Origin of the sequence: Nocardioides sp. Root190 (assembly GCF_001428565.1) — a bacterium.
Lineage (GTDB): Bacteria > Actinomycetota > Actinomycetes > Propionibacteriales > Nocardioidaceae > Nocardioides.
In genome coordinates this window covers 227,455-250,418 of record NZ_LMIA01000011.1, presented here as the reverse complement: position 1 = coordinate 250,418, position 22,964 = coordinate 227,455, and the positions used below count along the sequence as shown (strand labels likewise).

Annotated in this window: 21 protein-coding genes; 13 read left to right on the top strand and 8 right to left on the bottom strand. The window is 66.2% G+C overall.

What is annotated here, in order from left to right:
• The first annotated feature begins 32 nt into the window (after positions 1-32).
• Complete coding sequence (locus tag ASE01_RS24510) at positions 33-587, top strand: hypothetical protein (RefSeq protein ID WP_157537511.1); 555 nt, start codon at positions 33-35, stop codon at positions 585-587.
• A 117-nt stretch (positions 588-704) separates the two neighbouring features.
• Here ASE01_RS24510 and ASE01_RS18295 read toward each other — a convergent pair whose 3' ends face one another.
• Entirely contained in the window at positions 705-1,529 is an 825-nt protein-coding gene (locus tag ASE01_RS18295; protein WP_157537508.1) for a hypothetical protein, read from the bottom strand.
• Between the two features lie 145 nt (positions 1,530-1,674).
• Here ASE01_RS18295 and ASE01_RS18290 point away from each other — a divergent pair, with 145 nt between their 5' ends.
• The 3 genes from ASE01_RS18290 (at position 1,675) to ASE01_RS25600 (ending at position 4,189) form a co-directional block, all read left to right on the top strand.
• Positions 1,675-2,001 carry a hypothetical protein gene (locus tag ASE01_RS18290; RefSeq protein WP_056755664.1) on the top strand — a complete coding sequence of 109 codons (327 nt, stop codon included), beginning with the start codon at positions 1,675-1,677 and terminating at the stop codon, positions 1,999-2,001.
• A 693-nt stretch (positions 2,002-2,694) separates the two neighbouring features.
• Positions 2,695-3,804 (top strand): tyrosine-type recombinase/integrase, encoded by a 1,110-nt coding sequence (locus ASE01_RS18285; RefSeq protein WP_056755662.1) that lies wholly within the window; start codon positions 2,695-2,697, stop codon positions 3,802-3,804.
• Positions 3,805-3,979: 175 nt separating this feature from the next.
• Complete coding sequence (locus tag ASE01_RS25600; protein ID WP_056755659.1) at positions 3,980-4,189, top strand: helix-turn-helix domain-containing protein; 210 nt, start codon at positions 3,980-3,982, stop codon at positions 4,187-4,189.
• 339 nt (positions 4,190-4,528) lie between these two features.
• Here ASE01_RS25600 and ASE01_RS18275 read toward each other — a convergent pair whose 3' ends face one another.
• The 5 genes from ASE01_RS18275 to ASE01_RS18255 all read right to left on the bottom strand — a co-directional run bounded on the left by ASE01_RS18275 (position 4,529) and on the right by ASE01_RS18255 (position 9,245).
• The gene (locus ASE01_RS18275) at positions 4,529-5,422 is read right to left on the bottom strand and encodes a LysR substrate-binding domain-containing protein (protein WP_056755656.1); all 894 of its coding nucleotides are present in this window, start codon (positions 5,420-5,422) and stop codon (positions 4,529-4,531) included.
• Between the two features lie 61 nt (positions 5,423-5,483).
• A complete protein-coding gene (locus ASE01_RS18270) occupies positions 5,484-6,110 on the bottom strand; it encodes a hypothetical protein (RefSeq protein ID WP_056755653.1) in 627 nt (208 codons plus the stop codon).
• A gap of 70 nt (positions 6,111-6,180) precedes the next feature.
• On the bottom strand, positions 6,181-7,041 hold the full coding sequence (locus ASE01_RS18265; RefSeq protein ID WP_056755650.1) for a dioxygenase: 861 nt from the start codon (positions 7,039-7,041) through the stop codon (positions 6,181-6,183).
• A gap of 11 nt (positions 7,042-7,052) precedes the next feature.
• Positions 7,053-8,636 (bottom strand): 4-hydroxyphenylacetate 3-hydroxylase family protein, encoded by a 1,584-nt coding sequence (locus ASE01_RS18260; RefSeq protein ID WP_056755647.1) that lies wholly within the window; start codon positions 8,634-8,636, stop codon positions 7,053-7,055.
• Between the two features lie 36 nt (positions 8,637-8,672).
• On the bottom strand, positions 8,673-9,245 hold the full coding sequence (locus tag ASE01_RS18255) for a flavin reductase family protein (protein WP_056755644.1): 573 nt from the start codon (positions 9,243-9,245) through the stop codon (positions 8,673-8,675).
• A gap of 140 nt (positions 9,246-9,385) precedes the next feature.
• Here ASE01_RS18255 and ASE01_RS18250 point away from each other — a divergent pair, with 140 nt between their 5' ends.
• Positions 9,386-10,213 carry an IclR family transcriptional regulator domain-containing protein gene (locus tag ASE01_RS18250; RefSeq protein WP_056755641.1) on the top strand — a complete coding sequence of 276 codons (828 nt, stop codon included), beginning with the start codon at positions 9,386-9,388 and terminating at the stop codon, positions 10,211-10,213.
• A gap of 9 nt (positions 10,214-10,222) precedes the next feature.
• Here the strand turns inward: ASE01_RS18250 and ASE01_RS18245 are convergent, their stop codons facing one another.
• Complete coding sequence (locus tag ASE01_RS18245) at positions 10,223-12,511, bottom strand: ATP-binding protein (RefSeq protein WP_056755639.1); 2,289 nt, start codon at positions 12,509-12,511, stop codon at positions 10,223-10,225.
• 125 nt (positions 12,512-12,636) lie between these two features.
• Between ASE01_RS18245 and ASE01_RS24085 the strand changes: the two genes are divergently transcribed.
• The gene (locus ASE01_RS24085) at positions 12,637-15,237 is read left to right on the top strand and encodes a flavin-containing monooxygenase (RefSeq protein WP_082606205.1); all 2,601 of its coding nucleotides are present in this window, start codon (positions 12,637-12,639) and stop codon (positions 15,235-15,237) included.
• Positions 15,238-15,283: 46 nt separating this feature from the next.
• Here the strand turns inward: ASE01_RS24085 and ASE01_RS18235 are convergent, their stop codons facing one another.
• Complete coding sequence (locus tag ASE01_RS18235; protein WP_056755638.1) at positions 15,284-16,321, bottom strand: maleylacetate reductase; 1,038 nt, start codon at positions 16,319-16,321, stop codon at positions 15,284-15,286.
• Positions 16,322-16,422: 101 nt separating this feature from the next.
• On the opposite strand from ASE01_RS18235, the gene ASE01_RS18230 reads away from it, so the two are divergent.
• From ASE01_RS18230 to catA, 7 genes are all read left to right on the top strand, one after another.
• A complete protein-coding gene (locus ASE01_RS18230) occupies positions 16,423-17,640 on the top strand; it encodes an acetyl-CoA C-acetyltransferase (RefSeq protein ID WP_056755635.1) in 1,218 nt (405 codons plus the stop codon).
• The gene (gene pcaD / locus ASE01_RS18225; RefSeq protein WP_056755631.1) at positions 17,637-18,413 is read left to right on the top strand and encodes a 3-oxoadipate enol-lactonase; all 777 of its coding nucleotides are present in this window, start codon (positions 17,637-17,639) and stop codon (positions 18,411-18,413) included. The genes ASE01_RS18230 and pcaD overlap by 4 nt, the downstream gene beginning before the upstream one ends.
• Positions 18,410-19,189, top strand: a complete 780-nt coding sequence (locus ASE01_RS18220; protein ID WP_056755629.1) for a CoA transferase subunit A — start codon at positions 18,410-18,412, stop codon at positions 19,187-19,189. Before pcaD ends, ASE01_RS18220 begins: the two co-directional genes overlap by 4 nt.
• The gene (locus ASE01_RS18215) at positions 19,186-19,827 is read left to right on the top strand and encodes a CoA transferase subunit B (RefSeq protein WP_056755627.1); all 642 of its coding nucleotides are present in this window, start codon (positions 19,186-19,188) and stop codon (positions 19,825-19,827) included. Before ASE01_RS18220 ends, ASE01_RS18215 begins: the two co-directional genes overlap by 4 nt.
• Positions 19,828-20,034: 207 nt before the next feature.
• On the top strand, positions 20,035-20,958 hold the full coding sequence (locus ASE01_RS18210; RefSeq protein WP_056755624.1) for a LysR substrate-binding domain-containing protein: 924 nt from the start codon (positions 20,035-20,037) through the stop codon (positions 20,956-20,958).
• The gene (locus ASE01_RS18205; RefSeq protein WP_056755620.1) at positions 20,955-22,055 is read left to right on the top strand and encodes a mandelate racemase/muconate lactonizing enzyme family protein; all 1,101 of its coding nucleotides are present in this window, start codon (positions 20,955-20,957) and stop codon (positions 22,053-22,055) included. The genes ASE01_RS18210 and ASE01_RS18205 overlap by 4 nt, the downstream gene beginning before the upstream one ends.
• A gap of 38 nt (positions 22,056-22,093) precedes the next feature.
• Entirely contained in the window at positions 22,094-22,963 is an 870-nt protein-coding gene (gene catA, locus ASE01_RS18200; RefSeq protein WP_056755617.1) for a catechol 1,2-dioxygenase, read from the top strand.
• Position 22,964 lies beyond the last annotated feature (1 nt).

Sequence of the window (22,964 nt, the reverse complement as noted above, 5' to 3'; positions counted from 1 at the left end):
ATCGGCATTGATGCTGCGACATGATGCTCGGTGTGAACGATGCATTCCGCGGTGATCCTTCGGTTGCCGTCGTCCCAGTCGACGGGTTCGTCACAATGGTGCGGTTCGATGGACAGTCGCCTGTCGTGTGGTGGGGTGCTGGCCCAAACGACACTGAACGGCTGGCAATCGAGGGTCGCCGTATCGCGGTGTGGAGCAGCCCGGAGGAGTGTCTTCGCACGGTTCTCGACCGCGGTTGGAGTCTTGCAGCGGACGATGACGGCGTGGACAGCACCGAGGTCACCGAACTTGACTTCGAACCAGCTCAGGCTTGGTTGCGCGGATCGTCCAGCTTTCTGGATCCTGACGCGGGCCTCAACATGTGGAACTTCGCTATCGATGTCTCGGCTTCCTTAAGAATGCTCTTCCGGCAGCGCGGACAGGTTGCCAACCGCTGCCACGACAAACTGACAGCGGCAAACATTCCTTGGGCCTGGGGGCTTGAGTCCTACGTGCCGCGCTGGACACCGGCCGAACTTCGGGTTCTCCGACGGGTGCTCGGCGAAGCTGTCCACGTCATCAGGTCGGGTCTCAGCAAACCCCACTGATTGACGGCGTCCTCGCGAGGGCTTGTCATCTGTGCCACAACGCTCCGACAGAGGCATGGTCGGGCGCCGTGATCCAAGACGGTGAACGCAGAGCCACAGTGGGTTTCTCGAACCGGGTCAACCCAGGGCAGTGAGCCGCTCGTGGACCTCGCTCATGATTTCTCGGGCCTCTTGGTTCCCGGCTTCCGCCGCCGAAGGCTGAGCCGCCGGTGATGGGACGTCCCTTCTGACCCCGATCTCGAGTGCCTGCCGCGAAGGACGAGAGATCTCGTGCGGGAATCCGCTGTCCACGCCTGGGGGGCACCAAAGGACAACGACGTCTATCGACCGGCGCCCGAGCTCCTTGCGGAGTTCTTGCCACAGGCGTTGCTGACTGCAGATCGCGGCCGCCTTGAAGACCCGCAAGAGGAACTCATCGGACATGAATGGCCAGTCCTGGACATCGGCACCACCGGCAAAACCTAAGTCGACCCTGATCCACGGCGATCCGTCCCGCTGAAGGCTCGCGGCTTTGCCGGAGAACAGCATGGGGTCGACTGTGCCAACCACACGTCCAGGATGGTCTACGGCCTCCGCGAAGCCGAGCCCTAGAACCTCGGCGCCGGCCTGATAGAGGTTTCGTTCATCCATCTTGTGACTGAAGGTCTTACGTCCGGCCAGCGCCAGGTATTCCACGGCACGGTCCACTGAACTGGGGTCGAATGTTGTCTTCCCGCCACGCCGGCTAAATAACTGCTCCACTTCATTGCGCAGGCCGGACTCTGCGGCAACCGTGTGCAGCTTCCGGACTTCGTCCTTGAAGGTTGCCACGCTGCGGAGACCCAGGGAGGCAACGAAGGCGCCAATGTCGGCGATGTCCTCGTCGCGGTTCATCCCGCCGGCCAACGAAACGGCAGTCCATAGAAAACGAAGGTCGGCCACACGCTTCGAAAAGGCTGCCATCTTGCACTGTCCTTCGTCTCGTGGTGGCTGAAGGGAAACACTGGCACAGCGCGGTCATTACGATGGCGGGATCGCGCACCAGCACATTAGGGCGTTTCGTCCCTGACCGCGGCATGGTCGGGCACTCCTGAGGCAAGATGCGGTCATGGCCCTCACCGCCCCGGAGTTCGTCTCCCGACTCTCGTCACGGGTGCCCGAGTCCTCGGCCACCTTGCGAGAGCACCTTGACGAGCAAGAAGGTGAACTGCTCCTGCACCTGCTGGTCGGAGACTTACGTCGGCTGGCGCTCGCCTGGTTCGGAGAGGGCAAGACCGACGCGCTCGCCCGCCTCCTTGATGAGGTGGACACGGCGCTTCGCGAGGGCGACGAGTACGTCGAGAACGCCGTTGCCGTGTCGTTTGTCGAAGACCTCGGCTTCTGGGAAGCGGAGATGCAGCCGTTCATCGAGATCCTGCCGGGCGAGTTGGCGTAAGAGGTTGAGCGGCAGCGGCGCTTCAGAAAGTGACCCGCCCGCCCATCGGCATGAGCGGGCACCTCGATCCTTCAATCCCCAATGGATCTATACCGCGCGACCTTGCCTTAGTCGTCGAGAGAGTGAAGGCGGCCGGCGTTGCTGGACCGAACGGAAGGCAGCGCAGTCCCAGACCTTGACTAGGCAGATTCCTCAGCTTCAAGACTCGGCGACAGCGGCAGTCCGGTTACCCAGCCCAGGACTTTCGCATTGACCCAGAGGTCGAGGCCCAGATGCCGCCCGAACAGCGTCCACACGAGGCTTCGGTCGGCCACGGATGTCCCGGCGCGTCCAGATTCGTCTACGCCGCCTCTACAGCCCCGCAGCCTCGATCCCCGCCCAGATTGCTGACGAATGCGGACGAACAGCGGTCGACGAACGCCGAAGGCGGCTCCCGGATCTCTCCGGAAACCGCCTCTGACCTGCTACTTCACTTGTAGCGGGGGCAGGATTTGAACCTGCGACCTCTGGGTTATGAGATCTACTCGCGGCCGAATTTTGCGCGTGTCATTGAGCGTGAGAGTTTGGTAAACTCGCAGGTCAGAGGCCAGTTTGGGCCCCATGCTCGTCCTTGGTCATCCAGCATCGTCCGGGCCGGGTTTGCGTACGAATGGCGTACGAGCAGGTTCCAGTTCCACCTCGGGAGGTTCCAACGTGGCATGGGTTATTACGCGGCAGGGACCGCGCGGAATCCGGTACACCGGTACCTATCGCGACCCAGACGGACGCACGCGCTCGGCTGGCTCCTTCAGCACCCGTCGCGACGCGCTGCGCGCTGCCAACCGCGAGGAGCAGAAGGTCCTCGGCGGGGCCTGGCACGACAACACCCAGGGCGACATCACCTTCCGGGACTACGTCGAGAAGGAATGGCTGCCCAACAAGCAAGTCGAGGCAAGTACGCGAGCTGCCTACATCTCCTACCTCGACAAGCATTTCTACCCCTTGTTCGGGCAGCGTCGCCTCAACAAGATCTCCCCCGCTCTGGTCCAGGACTGGGTCACTCAGGCCAAGGCCGACGGGCTCGCACCGCGATCGATCCGCAAGTACCACGTGTTCTTATCCTCGGTCTTCGGCCGCGCTGTGAAGGACCGCGTCCTGGTCTACAACCCGTGCGACCACACTGAGCTCCCCAAGGTAGTCACGGCCAAGGCCCGCACCCTCACTCCCGGTGAGTACGAGCGTCTCCAGTCCGCGCTCCCTGCCCAGCACCGGCTGATGATCGAGACCTTGATCGAGGCTGGATTGCGGTGGGGTGAGCTCGTCGCGCTCAAGCCCCGGCACATCGACTTCCTGCGCCGCACCCTGGACGTGGAGGAGACGATCGTCGAAGTTTCCAAGAAGCACTCCCCCACCGGGGAGCGCTACCTGGCCAAGCCCTATCCCAAGGACAACGAACCCCGCACCTTTGGTGTCCGGCAAGCCTGGCTCGACACGATCGCCGAGCACATCAGGTCCAAGGGCATCGGCCGCGACGAACTGCTGTTCGCGACCTCCGCCGGCACACCCATCTCACGGAACACCTTCCGCACCAGGGTCTGGCTCCCCGCGGTGAGGGCCAGCGGAGTGGACTTCCCCGTGCGCGTCCATGACCTCCGACACGCCCACGCTTCCTGGCTCCTCGCCGGCGGGGCAGACCTCAAGTCAGTCATGGAACGGATGGGGCACTCCCAAATCCAGACCACGCAGAGGTACCTGCACACTCTCCCCGACACCGACCAGCGCAGCCTCGACGCACTCACGCGCATCCAGAGCAGGGATACATGAGATGACTCCGACGATGTCACGTCGGTGTTGCGTCGACCGGGACACGTCGTCGGTGCGGTGCGAGGCAGGCAAGGATCTGCAACAAGGACGGTGTCCGAGTGTCTGGAGCAGGCCTTGGGCTCGAAGCATTTCTGGCGCATCTGATCGCTCGACGTCAGTTGTCTCCCCTATGTGAATGTCAGCGACGTCGCCGCCGGAGGAAACCATGAACGACAAACTGCTCTACAGAGTCCCTGAGGTCGCCAGCTACCTAAGCATCAGCCGCTCGAAGGTCTACGAGCTGCTGAAGTCAGGTGCACTCACGTCCGTACATATCGATCGCACCCGCCTAGTCCGAAAATCAGATCTCGAGGCGTACGTCGATTCGTTGGCGGTCGCGTCGTAACAAATGCGTTGGGCCCGAACCCACGTCTGTCGGCGACGCTTGAAGCCCTGCACAAATGCCAGGTGCGACCACCAGGCGAAATGCAGTCTATGCGCGGACTTCCTGGACGGGGTCGGGATCCAGGCGGTCAAGCGGCCGCGGGCTTCATTGCCGGCCAGTTCGCCACCATCCCGTGAACGCGATCGTCTGGTTGTCGGAGTGCCTCGCTCCACACGGTCAAACCCTCCCGGCGGGCGCCATCGCTCTCAGGAGCACTGACAGCCGCTGTTCCCCTTGAGACCGGCAGCCGCTACTCAATCGACATGGGTGCCGCGGGCACATTGACGGTCCACGGGTGACTCAGGCCACGATCTGCTTGCGCAACACGCAGAGCGTCCGGGCCAGAAGCGCCGAGCGGTCGTCGGCCCTGGTCGCGACCACGAGGTCGATCCGGGCACGGGTTGCCAGTGGCCGGTGGACCGCGCCCGCAACGACAAGTTCGGAAACCGGCTCGGGAACGATTGCCACACCCAGCCCCGCAGCCACGAACGTCACCAGGGTCGACGTCTCCGCAACCTCGTGACGGATGACCGGCTCGAAGCCCGCCTCGCGACACAACCCCACCACGGCGTCGTACATCGCCGACTTCCCATGGCCCGAGTGCACGATCAGCCCCTCGTCGCGCAGATCGGCGACGCGAATCCGGCTCCGAGTTGCCAGCCGGTGTCCGTCGGGTAACGCGACGACGTACTTTTCCTGCCTCAGTACTTGCTCCGTCAGGTCCGCATGCCCGGCAGCATCGCCCGACGGCCGCAGCAGGGCAAGGTCTATCGAACCGTCGCGGAGAGCAACGACTTGGTCCGACGTCAACATCTCGCCCCGGAACGCGAAGTCCACGCCAGGCAGTTGCGCGCGCAGCGCTCTGGCCAGCGCCGGAAGCAGGGAGTACGTCGCGGAACCGACACAACCGATCGCCAGCCGACCCTCCAACCCCTGCCCGATGCGCTGCGCTTCCGCCCCCGCCGCGTCGACAGCCTGAAGGATCGCGTGCACGCGGACGAGATACGCCTCGCCCGCGGGCGTCAGGTCGACGCGTCGGGTCGTCCGGTGCAACAGGTCAACTCCGAGCTCACCCTCGAGCTGCCGGATCTGTTGCGACAGCGGCGGCTGGGCCATGTGCAACCTGGCCGCCGCACGACCGAAGTGCTTCTCGTCTGCCACGGCCTGGAAGTAGCGCAGGTGCCGAAGTTCCACGCATCAAGACTCGCACAGTCCTGCTCGCCGCGGAATCATGACTTTTCGATATGAGTGGTCTTCAAGCCGATCGGAGTGTCAGAACGCGTTCGTCGTCGCGACCCAGCAGTTCACGGGCACCTGCAATGTCGCCAGAGGCCAACCGTCGACGCACCTCGGTTGAGGAGCAACGCTGCCCCGCAGCCTCCACCAGGTCCACGGCATCGACCGCGAATCCGTGGTTGCTGCCCAGGCCCATGAGTCGGGCGACGTCACCCTCGCCCCCACGACCGCAACGGAAGTTGTCGCCCACGACGAGCAGCCGGATGCCCAGGCGGTCGACCAACCCGTCGGCCACGAAGTCGTCCACCGACTGAGCAGCGACCGAAGCCGTGAACGGCAACACCACGACCGAGTCGATGCCGAGCGACAGTGCATGACGAACACGGTCGTCGATTGCCATGAGCTGCCGGGGCGCGGCCCCCGGAGCGAGGACGACGAGTGGATGCGGGCTGAAGGTCACCAGGACCGCAGGAAGACCTAGTCGCTGCGCGTGCCCGACGGTACGACGGACCAGAGCCGCGTGACCACGATGGAAGCCGTCGAAAACGCCCATCGTGACGACCGACCCGCGCCGGAAGGTGCCATCGGTGGGCCAGCCGAGGAATCCCTGGTCGTTGGCGAGGACATCGGCAGCGTGATTCATCATGACGGTCTCCGGGAACTGGAGGACCCGGTGGCCGACGCGCTGGACGCATCGGCCACCGGGACGGGTGGGGTCAGGCCTCGGACTGGGGCTGCAGTTCGAAGTCGTAGTTACTGCGGCGCACTCCGCTGCCGTCGTCTTGCGGGTCAATGACCAGCTCGGGTTTGGTGGCCTCGGCGACGTCGGAATCCAGCCAGTCGCCACGGGCGAAATAGAGCTGGGTCGTGATCGGCCGGTGTCCCTCGGCCCGCACCTGGATGTGCAGGTGAGCGGGACGCCACGGATGCCAGCCAGCCGCCTCGATCATCTCTCCGGTCGGGCCATCGGTCGGGATCTGGTAGGGCGCCGGCTGGATCGTGTTGATCTCGAACCGGCCCTCGGCGTCGGTCACGACAACGCCGCGCAGATTTCCGTTCGGCACATGCGGGGCGAAGCCCGAGTAGTAGCCGTCGGAATCGGCGTGCCAGAGGTCGACCTCGGCACCTCCCAGCGGAGAACCGTCGATGTCCCGGACCTGACCGGAAAGCACCAGCGGCGGCCCCTGCTCATCGTCTCGCCGGGGCAGTTGGCAGGTGCTCCCCAACTTGACCTGGTCCGGCAGGTAGTAGGGGCCTAGAATGGTCCCCTTCGTCCCCTGCTGGGAGCTCGCAACCTGCTCCTCCACGGCATGTTCCACGAACACGTCCATGAATAACGGCCACTCACCGCCGTCCCCGACCGCCATCAGCCACGCCTTGGCGGCCTGGAACTCGGGATAGGTGACGTCGTGTTCCGCGATGGCGTCGTGCACGCCCCGCAGGACCGAGGTGACGATCGCGGCGACCCGCTGGGGCGGGGTGTCGGCGACGTCGCGCGTGGAAGCAGCGGCCTTGAAAGCCTCACTGGCATTCGCGCCCGAGTCGGCGGCCGTGGGTGACTCCTGCATGGTGGTCATCTCGAACTCCCTCAGTTCCGGTTGAGGATGCGGCTGACATCCGTGGGGTTGACGAGGTCCGGGACTGTCCAGCCGTTCAGGTCGTACTCCGACATCATTGACTCGGCGAAGCCCTTCATGGCGTCGGTCTCCCCTTGAGCTTCAGCGGCGAAGAGGATCTCGGCCTTGACGTTCTCGTGGTTGCCGGAATAGTTACGTTCGTAGAGTTCGTGGCGCCCACCAAACTCGGTGCCGACGGCGTCCCAGAGCGCCTTCATGACCTTGACTCGGTCCACGGCGTCGTAGCCGTTGGAGCCGCGGACGTACTTGTCCAGGTAGGGACGGATCTCCGGGGTCTTGAAGTCGACCGCGTTGGAGTTGAGGTAGATCAGGCCCGACGCCACGTCCTGCATGATGATTTCCTTGACCCGCGGGTAGGCCTCGATCATGAGCTGGCGATACACGAGGCCGTAGTCGAGCTTGGGCAGGACTGTGCCGTTGGGGCCTTCGTCCGGGTTCAAAGCCATCGCGTCGGCCAGGGCCCGGAAGGCATTGCGGTAGCCGATCACCTCGCCGACACGCGTCTGGACGCCGCGGAAGTCCTTGCTGCCGGTCGCCTCCAACGCCTTGAGAAGCAGCCCGGCGATGAAGTCGAGCTTCACCGACAGGCGAATGCAGCCATGGAAGGTGAACCGAGGGATGAACCCGGACTGCGGGAAGAACCCGTTGATCTTGTCCGGGTCGCCGTACGCGAAGACGTTCTCCCAGGGGACCAACACCTTGTCGAAGACGAAGATGGTGTCGTTCTCGTCCATCCGGCTCGAGAGCGGGTAGTCGAACGGGCTGCCCATCACGTCGGCCTGCATCGTGTACGACGGTCGGCAGATCAACTTAACGCCGGGCGCATCCATCGGCACTGTGCAGACGATCGCGTACTCCTTCTTCTTTATCGGGAGTCCGTAGTGCGCAATGAAGTTGTAATTGGTGATCGCCGACCCCGTCGCCACGACCTTGGCACCGGAGACGACCAGCCCCGCGTCAGTCTCCTTCTCGACGCGCATGAAGACCTCGCCGGCCTCATCGGGCGGCAGGTTGCGGTCGACCGGCGGGTTGATGATGGCGTGGTTCCAGTACAGGAGTCGCTCCTGGCTCTCCTTGTACCAGCGCTTCGCGTTGTCTTCGAACGGAGCGTAGAAATCGGAGTTGCCCCCGAGCGTTCCGAGGAAGCTGGCCTTGTAGTCGGGACTGCGGCCCATCCAGCCCCAACTCTGGCGGGCCCATGCCTCGATGGCGTTCTTGTCCTGCACCAGGTCGGCGGAACTGTGCGGCGCGCGGAAGAACGGGTGGGTGTACCCACCGTTGCCAGTGTCGGTCGGCACGGCCAGGACTCCCGTGCCCTTGACGGCGTCCTCGTGCAGGGTGTCGTAGAGCCGGGCGGTCATGCGCACCGGATTGCGGAAGGCGGGGTGTTCGGTGACGTCCTTGACACGTTCGCCGTAGATCCAGATCTCGCGATCGTCCCGGATCGACTCGATGTATTCGTCGCCCGTCATCGGTCGAATGTCGTTGAGACCTTCCTCGACGGTACTGAGGCTGCGGTCCTGTGTGGCGGTCATGAGCGTTCCCTTCGGTGTGGATGGTGATGAGAGTGGTCAGGCGGAGGTCGGCATCGCAGACGACTTGGACAGGGGGGTGAAGACCGCGGTGGCGTCGAACCAGCCGCTGTCGGGGTTGTCGATGGATCCGGACCAGACGACGCCGGTTTCGAGTGGGCTCAGGTGACGGAAGGCGCCGCCATGGAACAACAATGGGTCGCGACCGGGGATCTGCACCTCGGTCACCTCACCGATGATGATCAGGTGGTCACCACCGTCGTACGTCCGCCACGGAAGGCACGAGATCGTGGTGGCCGTCCTGTCGAGCACTGGCGCGGTAGGGCCTTCCAGCCAAGCGGGCGCTTCCTCGGCGGCGCGTCCGGCGAAATGCCAGGCGACGTCGAGTTGGTCAGCGGCCAGGACATTGATCGCGAATGGCTTGCCGTTGAGAAACTCACACGCCTTTGAGTGGCGCGCGAGGGTGACCTGCGCAAGCGGCGGGTCCAGCGAGACAGCCGTGAAGGCGTTGACCGTCGCGCCATGCGGTTCGCCGGCGGCGTTGGTGCAGGTGACAACCGTGACACCGGTGGCGAACTGGCCAAACGCGTTGCGCAGTTCTCGCGGGTCCATCTCTTCCACCTCCGTGTACGCTGTGCGTACATTGCGCACGCTTTGCGGTCACCTGACTGTGTCTGTCGTCACAGGGCGGCGTCAACGGGTGAGAGCACCCCCATCCATACCCAGATCCACCCGATCGGAAGGCCACACCTATGAGTGCCGCGCCCGGTGTTGGCAACGACCGCGACTTCATCCAGAGCATCGAGCGCGGCTTCGCCGTGCTCCTCGCCTTCGACGCTGACCTCCCGACCCCGACACTGGCCGAACTGGCGACGCGGACCGGGTTCTCACGCCCCGCGGTGCGCCGGATCCTGCTCACCTTGCAGAAGCTGGGGTACGTCGCGTCCCAGGGTTCACGCTGGTCCCTTACCCCGCGGGTGCTGACGATCGGCCAGCACTACGCCGCCACTCACGGCATCGTCGAGGTGGCCCAGCCGCACCTGATGCGCATCGCCGAACGCACTGGTGAATCGGCCTCCCTGGCCCAACTGGACGGGAGCGATGTCGTCTACGTTGCACGCGTCCATGTCCGCCGCGTTCTCAGCCTGAACGTGGACGTCGGGACCAGGCTCCCGGTACATGCCACGTCGATGGGACGCGTGCTGGCGGCGTACGCCGACTCCGCGATCGTCGACCGCATCGTCGATGCCGGGCTTCCACGGCTCACCGAGTGGACAGTCACGGACCCCGTTGAGTTCCGCGACCGCCTCCACGACGTACGCCGTGCCGGCTACGCCATCGTGGACAGCGAACTCGAGGACGGCTTCCTCTCCGCTGCAGTGCCGGTCCGCGATGCGATCGGTGACGTCGTCGCCGCCCTGGCCTACTCGACGGCTCGAGGTCGACAGAGCGTCAGGGACCTCGAGGCAACGGTCATCCCGGTGTTGTTGGAGGTCGCCGGCGACATCGCCAGTGACCTGTCCACCCTCCCGGCGCGGTCGCAGCGCCTGCGGATCGAGGGACGCGACGGGTTCTTCTGAGGCAGCGCCTCAACTGGTTGCCTGCTGCTCGGTGGCCCAGATGGCCACCTGCGTGCGCGAGGAGAACTCGAGCTTGGCCAGGATTCGCTCGACATGGCCATCGACCGTTCTGTGCGAGATCACGAGGCGCTCGGCAATGGCACGGTTACTCAGGCCCTCGGCAATCAACCGGGCGACCTCGGTCTCTCTCGGAGTGAGGAGACTGTGGCCCGGCTGCGTCACGGCGCCACTCGGCCGTCCGCCGAGGGCGAGTTCCACAACGTCGAGCTTGCCCAGATCGGCGTACGTCGACCGCAGCCGCTCAGCGTCAACCGGCCCGAGCCGGGCGTCGATTCCTGCTGCTTCCCGGGTACTGTCAGCCAGGATGTCCGGCCCGAATGCGTCGATGGTCGTGCCGAGCTGCCGCCACACCGACTGGGCGCCGCCAGCCAGTTCGGCCGCGCGATGCACGTCTCCGGCGTCGACCGCCAACCACGACATCAGCTCGACGGTGAGCGCGATGCATATGCCGTCCTGGAACGCCCGCTGCAGGCCCAGGGCAGCGACGGCTGCCACTCGTGACTTCTCTACCTCTCCGCGGTGCCACTGGCACAGGCCAGTCACCCACAGTGAGTAGGCCCGGCACCACTGCTCGTCGTGCTCCTCGCTGAGTGCCAGCACCCGGTCGCAGGTGGTCAGGGCGGCCTCTCTCGCTCCATCGTAGGTCTGCGCCATGGCCAGTTGGAACAGGGCCGTCTGGGCAGCTGCCTGGTTCCCGACGCGTTCGAAGACCGCCACCGCTGCCTCGTAGGAGGCAATTGACGCGGACGTTTCGCCGCTGAACAGCTGCATGAGGCCGGTCCAGTGGTCCGCATGTGCGACCAGCACATCGTCGTCGAGGTCTGTCGCAACTTCTCGGCACTCGATCAGGAACGCGGCAGCCGCGCCGCGGTCCCCCTGGATGAGCGAGACCCACGCTGCCACCCAAAGGGCTGCGCCGCGCTCCGGCGTTGGCCGGGGGTCGAGTTGCAGAATCCGCTCCAGCCATCGTCGACCGTCGCTGAGGAAGCCACCGGCGATCCAGTGATAGCGCAACAGGGACCCAAGCTCCGCAGCTCGCTCGCCCTCCCCCGGCGTGCTCGTCGACCAGGCCAGGGCGGCCAACAGGTTGGCATGGTCCACGCGCATCGCGGCCAGCGCTACGGGCTGGCGGGGCCCGCACCAGTCGCGCACCATGACGGCGGCGCGTCCCAGGTAGTAGTCCCGATGACGGCGGTTGGCCTCGTCGACCTCCTCGAGCTCGGCGAGCCGTCGGGCGCCGTACTCCCGCATGGTGACCAGCATCCGGTAGCGCATGGCGGCGCCTCCCAGCTCCGAGGTGACGATGGATTTGGCCACCAGCCGGTCCATGAGGTCGAGCACGTCGACAGGATCCAGGTCAGCGTATCCACACACCGCTTCAACGGCGTCAAGGTCGAAGGTCGCCGGGAAAACCGACAGTCGGGCCCACAGCCGACGCTCGGGCAGTGAGCAGAGCTCGTGGCTCCAGTCGACCAGATCCCACAACGTGCGGTGGCGAGGAAGTTCGGCCCTCAAGCCTGTACTGAGCAACTTGAAACGCTCATCCAGGCGGTCAACGACCTGTTGCACCGACAGGGTCCTCAGGCGCGCGGCGGCGAGCTCGATGGCCAGCGGCATACCGTCGAGTCGCGTACACAGTTGCACGACCGCCGCGCGGTTCTCGTCGTTGACGGCGAAGTGGGGAAGGAAGGCACGGGTCCGTTCTACGAGCAGACGTACGGCCTCCGCGTTGTCGGCGCCACGACTGCCCCGGCCGTCGACCGCAGTCAGTGCGAGGGGGCCCAGCGGGAAGATCTGCTCGCCCGCCAGACCCAACGGCTCGCGACTCGTGGTGAGGACGGTGAGCCCGTCCACCGCGTCGAGCAGGTGGGCCAGCAGCTCAGCCGCCGCCCCAAGTACGTGCTCGCAGTTGTCGACCAGAAGCAGGAGACGGCGGCCCATGAGGTGGCGCGCGATCTGTTCGGGGACGGGCCGAGTGGACTGGTCCGTCACCGCGAGCGCCGTGGCTGTCGCGGAGGCGACCTCGGCCCCATCACCCAGCGCAGCCAGCTCTACGACGGCCACCCCGTCGGGGAAGGCCCGAGCCGCTCGCGCGAGGATCTCGGCCGCCAGCCGCGTCTTCCCGATTCCCCCCGTTCCCGTGATCGTGACGAGTCTCGCCGCCCCCAGCAGGTCTCGCACTTCGCGCAGTTCCTGGTCCCTGCCGACGAAGGTCGTGAGCGAGTGCGACGAGGTCATGAGCGCGAAGGCTACGCCTGAACACCATCGAGTGGGGTGAGCAAGGGGGTGATTTCCCCCGCGCCGAGTTGCTGTGACCGCCGTCACTGTAGGGCGTCGGATCCGCCGTACTCGAGGAGACCACCATGACCAGCACCGCTGCCCCCGCCGCCGACCACGACGTCATCGTCGTCGGCGCGGGTTTCGCCGGCATCTATGCCATCCGCAAGTTCCGCGACCAGATGGGGCTCAATGTCCACGCGTTCGACGCGGCCAGCGACGTCGGCGGAACCTGGTACTGGAACCGCTACCCCGGAGCCCGCGTCGACATCGAGAGCGTGCACTACTCCTACTCCTTCGACGACGCCCTCCAGCAGGAGTGGCACTGGAGTGAGCGCTACCCCGCGCAACCGGAGATCCTGCGCTATCTCAACCACGTCGCCGACCGCTTCGACGTCCGAAAGGACGTCTCGTTCAACACCCGCATCACCGCAGTCACCTGGGACGACGAGGCCAGCCTCTGGCGCGTGACCACCGACGACGGGACGGCACACACGGCCAGCTTCTTCGTCTCGGGTGGCGGCACGCTGTCCGTGCCGAAGACGCCGGACTTCCCCGGCATCGAGACCTTCGCAGGACGAACCCTGCTGACAGGCAACTGGCTGGAGGACGTCGACCTGACCGGACAGCGCGTGGGCATCGTCGGCACCGGCTCGAGCGGCATCCAGGCCATCAGCGAAATCGCCAAGGTGGCCGCCAGCCTCACCGTTCTGCAGCGCACTCCAAACTTCGCCACCCCGATCGGCAATTATCCGACGAACCCCGCCGAGGAGGCGGCCGAGAAAGCGAAATACGCCGACCTGCGCACGGCATCCCGCAACCACTTCCTGGGTGTCCCCTACTCCGATGTCCAGCCGTCAGCGCTCGCGGTGAGCGCTGAGGAGCGCCGCGCGATCTTCGACGACCGCTGGGATCGGGGTGGCTTCCGCCTATTCATCGACAGCTTCGAGGACGTCCTGCTCAACCAGGACGCCAACGACACCGCGGCCGACTACATCCGGTCCCGGATCCAGGAACGGGTCGCCGATCCGGCCACCGCCGACCTGCTCTGCCCGACGACGTACCCCTACGGCACCAAGCGCCCCCCATTGGAGACCGACTACTACGAGGCCTTCAACCGGGACACGGTCTCGCTGGTCGACGTGGCCGCCAACCCCATCGAGGCTGTCGTACCGGAGGGGGTCCGCCTTGTCGATGGCACTGTCCACGAGTTCGATGTGCTCATCCTGGCAACTGGCTTCGACGCCTGCACCGGCCCACTCCTTGCCATGAACATCACGGGTCGGGACGGCGTACGCCTTGCCGACGAATGGGCCGACGGTCCACAGACCTATCTCGGCCTGACAGTCAGCGGCTTCCCGAACCTCTTCATGGTGACCGGACCGCAGAGCCCGTCGGTGCTCTACAACATGCCACTGGCCATTGAGGACCACATCGATCTCATTGGCGACACCATCACCTACATGACCGAACACGGTCACTTCGTGATCGATGCCAGCAAGCAGGCGCAGGACCAGTGGGTCGCCGAGACCAACGCGATCTCGCAGATGACCCTGCTGCCGAAGTCGGCCTCGTCCTGGTACATGGGCGCCAACATTCCAGGGAAGCCGCGGCGCGTTCTCGTCTATCTCGGTGGCGCGCCCCGCTACCGCGCGATCTGCGACAACGTGCAGGCCAACGACTACCGCGGCTTCCGGTTCGCCGGGAGCTCGCGTGAGTTGGGCAGCGCAGGCTACTCCCGGGCCCTCGACCCCTCGGTCATGTTCATCGTCCAGGCACTCAAGGACCAGCAGTTCGGCGGATTCCGTGCGGCAGGTGTCGAAGGTTCCCGTGCGGTGGTCGGGTCGTTCGTCGATATGCAGGCTCCCAAGAAGGCGGTGGCCCGGGTGACCGAGGCGGCGTACGGTGACCACCCTGATCAGAAGGTGCGCATCTACACACCGACCGTCAGCGACAGCGCTCTGCCAGTTCTGGTCCAGGTACACGGTGGTGGCTTCGTTGGCGGCGACCTCGACGTGGCTGAGGAACCGGCCATGGATCTGGCCTCCCGTACGGGCGCGATCGTCGTGTCCGCGACGTATCGTCGTGCGCCGGAGGACAGGTTCCCGGCCGCCCACGACGACGCTTACGCGGCCCTGCGGTGGACCGTCGACAACATCGCTGACCACGGTGGCGATCCCGCCCGCGTCGCTCTGGGTGGGGACTCCGCGGGCGGCACGCTCGCTGCTGGTGCCGCCCTCCAAGCGGCCAGGGACGGCATCAACCTAGCCGCCCTGTTGCTGGTCTACCCGCTGGTCAACGCAACGATCTCGACGCCCTCGCGTGCAGAGTTCTCGACCGGGTATGTCATCGAGCTCGATGATCTGGCGTGGTTCGGTGAGCAGTACGTCTCGAGCGCGGAGGACGTGACGGACCCTCGCCTGGCGCTGGACACGGCCGATCTGTCGGGCCTCCCGCCGACTCTGGTGCTCACCATGGAGTGCGACACCTTGCGTGACGAGGCCGAGCAGTTCGCTGATCTGGTCAACGCGGCCGGGGTGGAGGCACGGTCAGTGCGCTTCGACGGCCTCGCCCACGGTGTCTTCTGGATGTCGTTGGCCGTGGCTCGCGGCAACGACGTAAGGCAGGCTGCGGCTGACTTCCTGGTTGGGCAACTCAGCCCGGCCAAGGTGGCAAGTCTGGTCTGACGCCCGCTGCAGCGTCACGTGGGGCTGAGACCCGGGGAACCGGGTCTCAGCCCCAGGCGGAATCCAGCAGGTCGACCAGCGGGCCACGTTCGATGGGCCTCGGGTTGGGGTACGGCGAGGCGATCACCCGGTCGGCGATCGCGATCATCCTGTCGTGCGGAACCCCCAGTTCGCGGAGCGTGGTTGCCCCATGATGGCTGCGAGCAAAGTCCTCGACCACCACTACCGGGTCACCACTGACAACACGTGACAACCGCGCGGCCACGCCGGGCGTGTGCGGCAGGTTGAAGCGCATGACGTGGGCCAACAACAGTGCATGCAACTCAGCATGCGGGAGGTCGAACGTGCCGCCGAGGGCGTGCGCGAGTTGATGGTGGAGACCCATCTGGGTCTGGGCGAGGCAGAGCCCAGCGAGCCATGCTCCGGTCTGCAGCCGCCGTCGGGCCTCGATGTCACGCAGGTCAGACAGCACGAGCGGCAGGGCGCCGAGGATGCGCTGGACGGACTCCGTCGCGAGGGCGTCACTGACCGCCGTCGCGTCAGGCGCCCAGAGTGCCTCGACCGAATGTGCGACCGCATTGAGCGAGCTGGTGAGGGTCAACCCGGCCGGCAGCGAAAGCGTCAGCTCAGGGTCGTAGACAACAGTGCCCGGCAGGAGTGTGACGTCGCGACGCGTGGTCTTCACCCCGTCCCGGGTCTCGCCCAGAACGGGAGTCACTTCCGAACCGGCATACGTCGTCGGTACGACGACCTGGGGCACGCCACTACGAGCCGAAACCGCCTTGGAGAGTCCGATCGCCGAGCCACCCCCGATCGCAACCACCGCGTCGACGTTGTCGGAGCCGACCTCGGCCATGACCTCGTCAGTCACCTCGACCGGGGTGTGCACTGCTGGTCGGTCGAAGCGCATCACCACCCGTTCACCGAGCGCACCCACCACTGTGTCCGCGACGGCAGTTGCGGATCGCGACGCTATGAGGAGCACGCGCGTGCCCCCAGCCCGCTCGACCTCGTCGGTGACCCATCCCAATGAGCCCGGACCGATCACGACCCTGTTCGCCGGCGTCTCGTGGATCCTCACCATGGACGCGACTCTCTCACGCGCACAGATTCAGACTCAACCAATATGGATGTCGCGAAAATCGATACTTCTCCATATTGGTAGTAGGGCTTAGCGTCATTGGCATGCCCGACATCGTGATCTGTGAGCCGATCCGCACGCCCGTAGGCCGCTACGGCGGTGCGTTCGCCTCACTCTCGGCGGTCGACCTTGCGTCGCACACCCTGCGCGACCTTGTCAGGCGCACCGGACTCGGCGAAGGTGATGTTGATGACGTGATCCTGGGCAACTGTTATCCCAGCGGCGAGAACCCGGCCATTGGACGGATCGCGGCCCTCGACGCCGGCCTCGGCACCGAGGTCCCCGGACTCCAGCTCGACCGCCGCTGCGGCTCCGGCCTCCAGGCTGTCCTGTACGCCGCCGGGCAGGTCGCCACCGGCGCCGCCCGGGTGGTGGTTGCGGGCGGCGTGGAGTCAATGTCGAACGTCGAGCACTACGCCCTGGGGCTGCGCGCGGGCGTACGGAGCGGTGGCGTCGAGCTCATGGATCGACTGGTCCGGGCGCGCGAGACCGCCGGCGGCAAGGACCACCCGGTACCCGGAGGGATGCTCGAGACCGCGGAGAACCTTCGGCGCGAATACTCCATCTCCCGCGAGGAGCAGGACATGTTTTCGGTGCGCTCCCAACAGAGGGCCGGCGCCGCGCAGCACGCCGGCGACTTCGCCGACGAACTCGTGCCCGTGACTGTCCCCGGCGCTCGGGGCAAACCGGACGTGATCGTCGACCGCGACGAACACCCCCGCCCCGGGACCACGCTGGAGCAGCTCGCCGCGCTGCGACCCGTCCGGGGCAAGATCGATCCGGAGTCCACCGTCACGGCCGGCAACGCGAGCGGGCAGAACGACGGGGCCGCCATGTGTGTGGTCACCACGCGCGAGGAAGCCGACCGTCGCGGACTCCGTCCCCTGCTGTCGCTCAAGTCGTGGGCCGTTGCTGGTGTGGGACCCGAGGTGATGGGCATCGGTCCGGTGCCGTCCACGGCAGCCGCCCTCGCGAGAGCCGGTCTCACGCTCATCGAGATCGACGTAATCGAGCTCAACGAGGCCTTCGCCGCCCAAGTGCTCGCCTGTCTGCGTGAGTGGAAGATCGACGCAAGCGACGACCGGCTGAACCCCAACGGTTCCGGCATCTCGCTCGGCCACCCGGTCGGCGCCACGGGCGGTCGGATCCTCGCGACCCTCGCCTACGAGATGCAGCGCCGCGAAGCCCGCTACGGCCTCGAGACCATGTGCATCGGTGGCGGCCAGGGACTCGCCGCCGTCTTCGAGAGGATTTCGGAATGACCGCCGTCGCGGTCCACTACGTCATCACCGGCGCAGCAGACGCGCCCGTCGTGGTGCTGTCCAACTCCCTCGGCTCGACGCACACGATGTGGGATGCCCAGGCTGACGCGCTCGCAGAACACTTCCGGGTGTTGCGCTACGACACGCGCGGTCACGGCCAATCCCCTGTGCCCGTGGGCCCCTACGACATCGACGACCTCGTTGACGACGTGGTCACGCTGCTCGACACCCTTGGGGTCAAGCAGGCCCACTTCGTCGGCCTGTCACTCGGCGGCATGACGGGCATGCGCCTCGCGGCTCGCAACCCCGAACGTGTCGACCGGCTCGTCGTCCTGTGCACGGGGGCGCATCTCACCCCGTCGAGCGGCTGGACCGATCGCGCCGCCACGGTCCGCGAGCACGGCGCCGGTGCGGTGGCCGAGGCCGTCGTCCAGCGCTGGTTCACTTCGGCCTATCTCGACGCCCATCCCGACGTGAAGACGACCTGCGAAGAAGGCGTCGCCGCCACCGCCGCCCAGGGCTACGCGTCCTGCTGCGAGGTCATCGCAGCAATGGATCTGCGCCCCGACCTCCCCACGATCACGGCACCCACCCTGGCGATCGCCGGTCGCGACGACCCGGCCACGCCGCCCCCCTCGCTGCAAGAGATCGCGGACAACGTGCAGAACGGCCGGCTTCTCGTCGTACCGGACGCGGCACACCTGGCCAACGCCCAGCAACCCGAAACCATCACCCCGGCGATCATCGCCCACCTGACGGGAGCATCCTCATGAGTCTCGACAAGGTCGTCCCCAACGCCGCTCACGCGGTCGCCGACATCGCCAGCAGTTCGAGCCTGGCCGTCGGAGGCTTCGGCCTGGTCGGCATTCCCTGGACCCTGATCGGCGCGCTCCTTGAACAGGGGGCCGACGACCTCACCGTCGTCTCCAACAACTGCGGCGTCGACGGTGCGGGCCTCGGACTGTTGCTCGAGCACCAGCGGATCACCCGGGTCATCGCGTCGTACGTCGGCGAGAACAAGGAGTTCGCCCGGCAGTACCTCGCCGGTGAACTGACCGTCGAGCTCACCCCCCAGGGAACCCTGGCCGAGCGGATGCGCGCGGGAGGTGCCGGGATCGGCGCGTTCTTCACCCCCACCGGCGTCGGCACCATGGTCGCCGAAGGTGGGCTGCCGTGGCGCTACAACGCCGACGGCTCGGTCGCACTCGCGTCGGAACCCAAGGAAGTACGCACCTTCCACGGCACCGAGATGGTGCTCGAGGAATCGATCGTCACCGACATCGCCCTCATCCGCGCAGCCAAGGTCGACCGCGCCGGCAACTGCGTCTTCAACGCCTCGGCCGGCAACTTCAACATCCCGGCCGCGATGGCCGGGCGCCTGACCATCGTCGAGGCCGAGCAGATCGTCGAGGTCGGGGAGATCGGACCCGACGACGTTCACCTGCCCGGGGTGTTCGTCCAGCGGGTGGTCGAACTGACCCACGACGAGGCCACTCACAAGGAGATCGAGAAACGCACCACCCGACCCCGAGAGGAGACGCTGTCATGAAATGGACTCACGACGAGATGGCCGCCCGCGCCGCCCTCGAACTCAACGACGGCGAGTACGTCAATCTGGGCATCGGTCTGCCCACGCTAATCCCCGGCTTCCTGCCCGACGACTCGACAGTGACCCTGCATGCAGAGAACGGCATCCTCGGAGTCGGACCCTTTCCCTACGACGACGAGGTCGACCCCGACCTCATCAACGCCGGCAAGCAGACCGTCACCGTGCTGCCCGGAGCCAGCTACTTCGACTCCTCCCTGAGCTTCGCGATGATCCGCGGCGGCCACATCGACACCGCGGTCCTGGGTGGCATGCAGGTCGCCGTCAACGGCGACCTGGCCAACTGGATGGTTCCGGGATCGATGGTCAAGGGCATGGGCGGCGCGATGGACCTTGTCAGTGGCGCGCGCCGGGTGATCGTGTTGATGGAGCACACCACCAAGAAGAGCGCCCACAAGCTGCTCGCGGCCTGCGATCTGCCGCTGACGGGCCGCAGAGTCGTGTCCCGGGTCATCACCGAACTGGGCGTCCTCGACGTTGCAGGTGACGCCTTCGAGCTGGTCGAGCTCGCGCCTGGCGTGACCATCGAGGAGATCACCGAGAAGACCGGCGCACCGGTTCGAGTCCCAGCCGGAGTCTGACCTGCCCTTCTACCGACGCCTGGCGACGAGGACCCGGCACGGCGGCTGATCAGGTCGGGCCTACCGCGCCATTCCTCCAACATTGATCGACCTGGCCTCTCAATCATGCCCAACTGCATCCTTGTGTCGACTCAATATTGAGACCTACCTTGAACCAAAGGCCGTCTGCGCGAGGAACGCACCATCCCGACATCAACGGAGGCACTCATGGAGTTGCGGCACCTGCGTTACTTCTCCGCGGTGGCGGAAACCCGTCACTTCGGCCGCGCCGCCGAGCGTCTCCACATGGCCCAACCCGCCCTGTCCCAGTCGATTCGCCAACTCGAGGCCGAACTCGGGACGCCACTGTTCGTGCGGACCACACGTCAGGTACGACTCACTCCGGCCGGCGAGTTCCTGCAAGCAGAGGCGACCCGCATTCTGGCCGCGGTGGAGGACAGCGCACGCGGCGTGCGACGGATCGCCGAAGGCCGTCAGGGCCTGGTCCGGATCGCGTTCACCGGCAGCGCCGCCCACACCCAGCTCCCCCGCGTGGCACGGGTTATCAAACGGGTGCTCCCCCGCCTGGCGCTGGAGATCCACGCTGACCTGTTGACTCCCGCCCAGGTCGACGGGCTAATCGATGGCAGCCTGGACCTTGGCGTCCTTCGCCCTCCAATGGCGACCCGCGAGGGACTCCGCCTACGCACCATCGCGTCCGAGCCTCTCGTGCTGGCCGTCGCCGCCGATCACCGACTTGCTACGGAGCCGGTGATCTCGATGACCGATCTGCGAACCGAGCCGTTCGTCCTGTTCGCAGGCAACAGTTCCGCTGTCAACGAAGCGGTCCTGCGCAGTTGCCACGAAGCCGGGTTCGTGCCGCACCGCGAACACGAGGCAGCCGGGATCTCCGTTCAGCTCCCGTTGGTGGCCGCCGGCCTCGGCATCGCACTGGTCCCAGGGTCGGTGCGGGCGGCCCCGCTCGCGGGCGTCGCCTTCCGCGACGTCACCGACGCGGCAACTGTCGATCTCGCCCTCGCCTGGCGCGCCGACGAAAGCAATCCCGCCGTCCTCGCCATCCTCGACGCCCTGGATGCGCCCGGCGTGTTTTCTGCTTCCCCCGTCCCCACCCCTTCGGAGGTCAACCGATGAAGATCACCCATGTCGAGGCGATCCCCTTTGCAATCCCCTACGCCAAGCCGTTGAAGTTCGCCAGCGGTGAGGTGCACGTCGCCGAGCACGTGCTGGTCCGGGTCACTACCAACGACGGCGTGGTGGGTGTTGCAGAAGCGCCTCCGCGGCCCTTCACCTACGGCGAGACGCAGGCTGGAATTATGGCCGTGATCGATGGCATCTTCGCGCCGCAAGTGACCGGTCTCGACCTGATGGAACGCGAGCAGATCCACGCACGCCTGAGCCGCACGGTGGGCAACCCGACCGCGAAGTCAGCCCTGGACATGGCGCTCTGGGACGCGATGGGCCAGTCGCTCGGCTACAGCGTCACCGAACTTCTTGGCGGATTCACCGACCGGATGCGGGTCTCCCACATGCTCGGATTCGACTCGCCAGCCGCGATGGTCGACGAAGCAGAACGGATGCGCGACACCTACGGAATCTCGACATTCAAGGTGAAGGTCGGCCGCAAGCCCTACCACCTCGACACCGCGGTCGTGCGTGCGCTGAGGGAACGGTTCGGCGACGACATCGAGTTGTACGTCGACGGCAACCGGGGCTGGTCCGCCTCCGAGTCCGCCCGCGCCATGCGCGAGATGGCCGACCTCGGCCTGACACTGGCCGAGGAACTCTGCCCAGCCGACGACGTCCTCGGACGGCGTTGGCTCGTGGAGCAGATCGACGTGCCCTTCGTTGCCGACGAATCCGTCGTGACACCGGCCGAAGTGACCCGCGAGATCCTCGGCGGTTCGGCCACCGCGATCAGCATCAAGACCGCCCGCACCGGCTTCACCACCAGCCGCCGTGTTCACCACCTGGCCGAAGGACTCGGCATCGAGGTCGTGATGGGCAACCAGATCGACGGCCAGCTCGGGTCGCTTGCCTCGGTCGCCTTCGGCTCCGCCTTCGAACTGACCTCGCGTCGCGCCGGCGAGCTGTCCAACTTCCTCGACATGACCGACGACCTGCTGGCCGAGCCGCTCGTCATTCGCGGCGGCGAGCTCGCCGTGCGTTCCGCACCCGGGCTGGGCGCCGTCATCGATCCCGACAAGCTCGCTCGCTACCGCCAGAACTGAAACCTCTCACCCACCACCTCACCCCAAGGAGCACCCTGATGAGCACGACCGTCAGCGAGACCGGCACCGCGACCGCAGCAGCTTCCGGCGCCAGCGCCACCGAGCGCTTCCACACCGACAAGTCGCCGTATGACGCGGTCAAGGACGTGCCCTGCGAGCGGGTGGACCTGCTTGCACGCGAGGTCCTCGACGCCCTGTACGCGACCGTCCGCAAGCACAAGGTCACCTATGCCGAATTCAACGCCCTCAAGGCATGGGTGATCAGTGTCGGCGAGGACGGCGAATGGCCGCTGTTCCTCGACGTGTGGCTTGAGCACGTCGTCGAGGACGTCAACACCGAGCACCGTGAGGGCAACAAGGGTTCGATCGAGGGCCCCTACTACGTTCCGAACGCACCGGAGCAGGGCGCCGATGGCACCGTCCCCATGCGCGCGGACGAGAGCGGTACGCCGCTGCTGTGGACCGGAACGGTCACCGCGACCGACGGCAGTGTCCTGGCGGGTGCGAAGGTCGAGATCTGGCACGCCGACAGCGATGGCCTGTACTCGCAGTTCGCTCCCGGCATCCCCGAGTGGAACCTGCGCGGCTCCTTCACGGCCGACGAGAACGGTGGATTCCAGATCCACACCATGCAGCCGGCGCCGTACCAGATTCCCACCGACGGCTCGTGCGGCAAGCTCATCGCTGCGGCAGGCTGGCACGCCTGGCGCCCGGCTCATATCCATGTGAAGGCCTCTGCGCCCGGCCACGAACTGTTGACCGCCCAGCTCTACTTCCCCGGCGACGAGCACAACGACGACGACATCGCCTCGGCCGTCAAGCCCGAGCTGATCCTCGCCCCGCAGACACAGGCCGATGGAAGCGTGACCGTGGCGTACAGCTTCGTGCTCGACCCCGAGAGGGGCTGAC

Excerpts from the sequence above, each read along its gene's own strand:
- ASE01_RS18220 (WP_056755629.1), top strand. The coding sequence starts at position 18,410 with ATGAGTCTCGACAAGGTCGTCCCCAACGCCGCTCACGCGGTCGCCGAC.
- ASE01_RS18235 (WP_056755638.1), bottom strand. The coding sequence starts at position 16,321 with ATGGTGAGGATCCACGAGACGCCGGCGAACAGGGTCGTGATCGGTCCG.
- ASE01_RS24085 (WP_082606205.1), top strand. The coding sequence starts at position 12,637 with ATGACCAGCACCGCTGCCCCCGCCGCCGACCACGACGTCATCGTCGTC.
- ASE01_RS18295 (WP_157537508.1), bottom strand. The coding sequence starts at position 1,529 with ATGGCAGCCTTTTCGAAGCGTGTGGCCGACCTTCGTTTTCTATGGACT.
- ASE01_RS18270 (WP_056755653.1), bottom strand. The coding sequence starts at position 6,110 with ATGATGAATCACGCTGCCGATGTCCTCGCCAACGACCAGGGATTCCTC.
- ASE01_RS25600 (WP_056755659.1), top strand. The coding sequence starts at position 3,980 with ATGTCAGCGACGTCGCCGCCGGAGGAAACCATGAACGACAAACTGCTC.
- ASE01_RS18230 (WP_056755635.1), top strand. The coding sequence starts at position 16,423 with ATGCCCGACATCGTGATCTGTGAGCCGATCCGCACGCCCGTAGGCCGC.
- ASE01_RS18205 (WP_056755620.1), top strand. The coding sequence starts at position 20,955 with ATGAAGATCACCCATGTCGAGGCGATCCCCTTTGCAATCCCCTACGCC.
- ASE01_RS18250 (WP_056755641.1), top strand. The coding sequence starts at position 9,386 with ATGAGTGCCGCGCCCGGTGTTGGCAACGACCGCGACTTCATCCAGAGC.
- ASE01_RS18260 (WP_056755647.1), bottom strand. The coding sequence starts at position 8,636 with ATGACCGCCACACAGGACCGCAGCCTCAGTACCGTCGAGGAAGGTCTC.
- ASE01_RS18265 (WP_056755650.1), bottom strand. The coding sequence starts at position 7,041 with ATGACCACCATGCAGGAGTCACCCACGGCCGCCGACTCGGGCGCGAAT.
- ASE01_RS18255 (WP_056755644.1), bottom strand. The coding sequence starts at position 9,245 with ATGGACCCGCGAGAACTGCGCAACGCGTTTGGCCAGTTCGCCACCGGT.
- catA (WP_056755617.1), top strand. The coding sequence starts at position 22,094 with ATGAGCACGACCGTCAGCGAGACCGGCACCGCGACCGCAGCAGCTTCC.
- ASE01_RS18290 (WP_056755664.1), top strand. The coding sequence starts at position 1,675 with ATGGCCCTCACCGCCCCGGAGTTCGTCTCCCGACTCTCGTCACGGGTG.
- ASE01_RS18245 (WP_056755639.1), bottom strand. The coding sequence starts at position 12,511 with ATGACCTCGTCGCACTCGCTCACGACCTTCGTCGGCAGGGACCAGGAA.
- ASE01_RS18210 (WP_056755624.1), top strand. The coding sequence starts at position 20,035 with ATGGAGTTGCGGCACCTGCGTTACTTCTCCGCGGTGGCGGAAACCCGT.
- pcaD (WP_056755631.1), top strand. The coding sequence starts at position 17,637 with ATGACCGCCGTCGCGGTCCACTACGTCATCACCGGCGCAGCAGACGCG.
- ASE01_RS18215 (WP_056755627.1), top strand. The coding sequence starts at position 19,186 with ATGAAATGGACTCACGACGAGATGGCCGCCCGCGCCGCCCTCGAACTC.